The organism is uncultured Tessaracoccus sp. (genome assembly GCF_947255005.1).
Classification (GTDB): domain Bacteria; phylum Actinomycetota; class Actinomycetes; order Propionibacteriales; family Propionibacteriaceae; genus Arachnia.
Map to the genome: position 1 here is coordinate 1 of NZ_CAMYFI010000104.1, position 4,625 is coordinate 4,625.

Sequence of the window (4,625 nt, forward strand, 5' to 3'; positions counted from 1 at the left end):
TGTGTGACTGTCAATAGTCAGGATAGACGATCGGTGCGCGACCGCTTAAGGTGGTAGTGTTCCGGCGCTTGAACAGCCCTTGTATCGGTAACATTGTTCAATAGAAACTGCGACTGTGAATGCGCCCTATTCATTCCCAATTGCGGACTATGTCTTTGATAAGCGTGTTGATGCGCATCAGCGTCTTGCGATCTTGGATCTGCTACCAGTGACGATCATCCCAGGCGCTCTGACCCCGTATCACACGAAGTGATCGGAACTTCCTCCAACGCCACCAGAATGGTTGCAGAACGCTATGACAGGGCCCAGCACCGTTTAATCACCACGAGGGACAGCGCCGTTGTGCTAGCTTCCATGGCCGAACGATCTCATTGCTCCGAGCCGACATAGATAGTCTGCTCGCTACCACGATGCCGAGCCTGCCCTTGTCGTTACCGCGTCATGCGGGGGCGTTGTGCCAGGTGAGAGACATCCCTTGGAAATGGCTCCAGCTGGTTCCACCTCAGCTGGTTGCGTTCACCGGGTACCGTGGATCTATGGCAAAGCGGCAGCACACCACCAGGGTATCGTCGTCTAGCGGGAGCTCGCCATAAGTGGTGACAAACTCTTCAGATCGCCAGAAATCTTCGTGCCCAGTACGCCATTCAGCAGCTGTCCGGTAACCTTCGCCCTCAGCGATGGCGTGCTCGTCGGTGACATCACCCAGGCGGACGATTTGGACCTCATGTGTTCGTGTCACGCACGCGACATTTCCATTCGAGTCGATAACTGCCTCCAGTAAGCCCAATTGGTTGCGTGGGTCTTCGCCTTTGTCGAATTGAGCGAGCAGGCAGGTTGTCGCCGTCTTGACTCCGCTGAGGATTGCCTCCACCAAGGAGTCGCGAAGAGGTCCGGGAAAAGCGTACTCGCCGCGGGGAATCTCGGAGAGAGGAGGTGTAGTGGGCTTTGTCATTGGTCAAGGGTAGCGAGAAGCACGAGGGCCCGGCGAGTGTGGTCCGTGCTGCGCCATTACGACTGGAGCGAACTCACTGTGCTCGAGCTAACGGAGGCTATGAGGGTGAAGCTAAGAGTATGAAAGCGGATCACGCAACCCACAAAGTGTGAGATCGATTGCGGGTTTGCGCAACAGATCTCACAGTATGTGGGGCGTGCATCGGTGCTGCGTATCTGGCAGGCTCAGTTCGCTCTTGACTGGTGATCCGCTCGGAGCGGGCTGATGTTCTGAGCATGGAAGGTTAGGTACGTGGCGGTCGGCGGGTTGGTTGAACAAGGGTGATGACCCTCGGTGGACCGCTCTGGGTGTGGTGGAGAGTTTGGTCTAACCGAGGGGATAGGAACATGTCCGCACTGAGTACGTATCCTGCAGAGGTCCGTGACGGTGCTGTGCGCATGGTCAACGAGCCTGCGCTGGCTGTGCGTGCCGGGTGCTGGCTGGTTGGTGAACAGGTTGGAGTCAACAAGAGCACTCTTCGTGATGGGGTGAAGCGCAATCGTGTGGATTCTGGTGAAGCGCCAGGAGTGGCTAGCGGTGATCAACAACGCGTCATGGACTTGGAAAAGGAGGTTCGTGAATTGTGTCGAGCTCATGAGGTCTTGGGGAAAGCGAGTGCGTATTTTGCGCAGGCGGAGCTCGACTGTCGCTGAGTGGTATCGATGGTCATCGTGATGAGTTCGGAGTCGAGCTGATCTGTCGAGCACTGTCTCAGACAGGTGTACAGGTTGCTGCGAGCTCGTAGTACGTGAGAAGGCCGAGACCGGTCTCGGCCCGGAGGCGGGCTGTTGCGAAGTGGGATGGTCGGATTCGGAGTGTGCATTGTGACAGTCGTGGTTTGTTCGGGGCGCGGAGAGTGTGGGTGATGCTGCGCCGACTGTATCCGGTCGAGCTGATTGCCAGGTGCACGGTTGAACGCCGTATGCGTGCCCTGGGGCTGGACGGGGTGCCCAATGCTCGGTCGGCGACTACGATGGGGCAGCCCAAGGTCGCCTCGTATCCCGGGTGACGTCGTCGAGCGGGATTTCGCCGCAGATACTCCTGATACTCGTTGGGTGGCTGGTATCACCTCTGTGCCGGCATGGAGTGGTTTCGTCTATGTCGGTTTCGTCATGGATCTGTGTTCTCGGATGAGTGTTGGGTGGCGAGTCGATACGACGTTGCGGACCAACGTAGCGCTCGATGCCCTGGAGTACGCGGTATGGGAAAGGAAACGAAAGAACAGGAATATTGATCAGTGAATTCATCATTCGGACAAGGAGAGCCAGTATGTTTCCATTGCCTATACAGAAGCGGCTGTGTGAAGCTGGAATGGAAGCCTCGGTCGGTTCGACTGGGGATTCTTATGATAATGCCGCAGCAGGAACCGCTTATTGAGCTATATAAGAAAGAGGTGGGGTGGCGCGAGGGTCCGTGGCCGGTCGTGATGCTGTGGAATTCGCGACCATGGAAATGGGTGCATTGGTATAGCCACACCCGCACGCATTCGTACTGCAAAGACCTCGCTCCAGCGCAGTTCGAGGATCACTACTACACTGAAACCAGTCAGCCAGAGATGGCCGACCTACCGCTATGAACTCTCCATCGAACTCGGGGCGATCCAGTTGGTCCAGTTGCTCATCGCTTAGTTCAACGTGCCCCAGCAGGAACTGGCTGTTGCTCCGCCGTCCTCGAATGCGTCTGCCATACTGGGACTCGTTGTCGGGGAATGCAGAAACTGCGGTGAGGAGGGCCATTATGGAAGGCGGACGTGGTGAGTCCGGTAGCGAAGAGGCTGGCGGCGGGCAACCCGAGAATGATGATCGGATCAGGTCCGAAGCACTTGAACTCGCAGCGTCCACGACCCTCGTCGAGGTGACGCCAGGCGTCGCAGTCGTATTCGGCGAAGTCCCCGACGGTCTTGAACTCATCAGCCTTGACATGGTGCCTTCCTTCGACCGCGCTCAGCTTTCCTCCGCTCTCGGTTCCTTAGGCAACGCAGGCACGGTCGTCGGGAACGTCGCGGAGGCTGTATCGAGCGCGCAAGGCCTCTTCCGCGTCGACGGTGCGACGCTGTCTCTGCTGAAGAGCGGCGGTCAGATGGCCGCGAAGGACGGTGCCAAGCTCGGGGCGATTTTCAAGAACGGTGAACTGGTCGCGCAGGCGCGATTCATCCCCGCGTCGATGTCGGCCGCCACTGCGATCGCAGCCATCGGCCCGGCCGTCGCCATGATCGCGCTCCAGATGAAGCTCGGTGAGATTTCCCGCCTCGTCCGCTCCAACATTCAGCTTACGACGCAGACGCTCAAGGCCATCCGAAACGAGCAATGGGCAGAGCTTGAAGGGCTGACGGAGTCCGTCGATGAGGCGGTCAAGGAGACTCGCGAACTCGGCTCCGTTGCAGACTCTGTATGGGAGCCCATTGCTCCCAGTGGCCCGAACATCCGCAAGCAGTTGAAGCTATACCGCAAGAACGTGGCGGACCATGTTCAGGAACTCGGGAAGTTGGACGGTGATGCTCGCCGCCAGCACCTCGAATCCAACGCCGAAGCAATCGTCTTTGATACCTACGCGCTTCTCAGCTCGCTCAAGACTCACGCGGAGTACCAAACTGTCCGGGCTGCCCTCGCCAGAACACGAAGCACCAACGACGAGAGTGAAGCGCAGCTCTTCGACCGGATCGTCGGGAACACTCCCGTCGAGATCGAAGAGTCGCTCTCTGAAATCCGGTCGCTGACCAAGTCACTCGTGCGTGAGTTGCGGATCATCGCCGAACTCCCCGGTCGCGCTACCGTGCCGCTGACAAAGAAGCGGAAGGGCGCCAAGGCATCGCAGTTAACGTGCAGGCAACTCCTCGAAGCCATTGAGCCCTTGGCCGACACGCTACAACCTGCAGTCGAGATGCCGACAGTACCGGAGATCGTTTGCGCACCTGAGGGGCTTGAACTCGATCCGTACCTGCGCATCTTTCGATGGTTCCTCGAAGACGGGGAGACACTTCAGTGCTTAGCGTTCCCATACGAATTGGGAACCCATAACTTCGCGGGCATTGTGCCCGCGGTTCTCGCCCGGAGGGTTGATGCGACCTGGGAAGCGCTCGTGCCAGGAAGAGCCAGTGCCATCGTTGAGAAGTTCGCGTCGAGCACATTCGTAGCGGTGACTGACCGACGGATCATCACCGCAAACCCCAGACGCCTTCTGAGGGAAGGCGAACTTGGGCAAATCTATTCTCTTGCTCAGGTACGCCACGTGCGTCCTCGCTCAAGCAACGATGAGCGTGTTCGGCCGGCCCTAGACGTAACTACAGAGGAGCGTGATATCCACTGGATGTTCCCCAGCGCTGCCTCCCATGACGACATCGACAGCTTTGCTTCGGCTCTTTCCCAGGGAACACCCCACGCCATACCCAGCCCCACGGCCATCACGCCGCCCGACCCTCCCTAGCAATATCAGCGACGACTACGTGTACTGACCATGGAGGTTGGGTGCATTCGGAGGTTCGGCTGGACATAGGTGAAGACCTCTGAATGATGTGTGGGACTTACGACAGAACTCATTTCACGAAACAGAGGTCTTCCATGTCCCTCCGTAATGCGATCTTGAATCGCCCTGGGTTTCGTTCCTACCTGCTTCCCTGTCCAGCGAGCGCTGGCTG

General features: G+C 58.2%; 4 protein-coding genes and 1 other annotated feature. Of the genes, 3 read left to right on the forward strand and 1 reads right to left on the reverse strand.

Annotated elements, in window-relative coordinates; genetic code table 11:
* Positions 1-502: 502 nt before the first annotated feature.
* Positions 503-952: an ASCH domain-containing protein gene (locus tag Q0X61_RS12650; RefSeq protein WP_297743181.1), complete on the reverse strand. Its 450-nt coding sequence runs from the start codon at positions 950-952 to the stop codon at positions 503-505.
* A 655-nt stretch (positions 953-1,607) separates the two neighbouring features.
* Positions 1,608-1,727 (forward strand) — a sequence feature (AL1L pseudoknot).
* Between the two features lie 81 nt (positions 1,728-1,808).
* Here Q0X61_RS12650 and Q0X61_RS13445 point away from each other — a divergent pair.
* From Q0X61_RS13445 to Q0X61_RS12655, 3 genes are all read left to right on the forward strand, one after another.
* The gene (locus Q0X61_RS13445; RefSeq protein ID WP_367270749.1) at positions 1,809-2,000 is read left to right on the forward strand and encodes a transposase; all 192 of its coding nucleotides are present in this window, start codon (positions 1,809-1,811) and stop codon (positions 1,998-2,000) included.
* On the forward strand, positions 1,945-2,232 hold the full coding sequence (locus Q0X61_RS13450) for a DDE-type integrase/transposase/recombinase (RefSeq protein WP_367270750.1): 288 nt from the start codon (positions 1,945-1,947) through the stop codon (positions 2,230-2,232). Before Q0X61_RS13445 ends, Q0X61_RS13450 begins: the two co-directional genes overlap by 56 nt.
* A gap of 496 nt (positions 2,233-2,728) precedes the next feature.
* Positions 2,729-4,414: a hypothetical protein gene (locus tag Q0X61_RS12655; RefSeq protein WP_297743182.1), complete on the forward strand. Its 1,686-nt coding sequence runs from the start codon at positions 2,729-2,731 to the stop codon at positions 4,412-4,414.
* Positions 4,415-4,625: the final 211 nt, after the last annotated feature.

Coding starts and splice junctions, on each gene's coding strand:
- Q0X61_RS12650 (WP_297743181.1), bottom strand. CDS start 952: ATGACAAAGCCCACTACACCTCCTCTCTCCGAGATTCCCCGCGGCGAG.
- Q0X61_RS13450 (WP_367270750.1), top strand. CDS start 1,945: ATGCTCGGTCGGCGACTACGATGGGGCAGCCCAAGGTCGCCTCGTATC.
- Q0X61_RS12655 (WP_297743182.1), top strand. CDS start 2,729: ATGGAAGGCGGACGTGGTGAGTCCGGTAGCGAAGAGGCTGGCGGCGGG.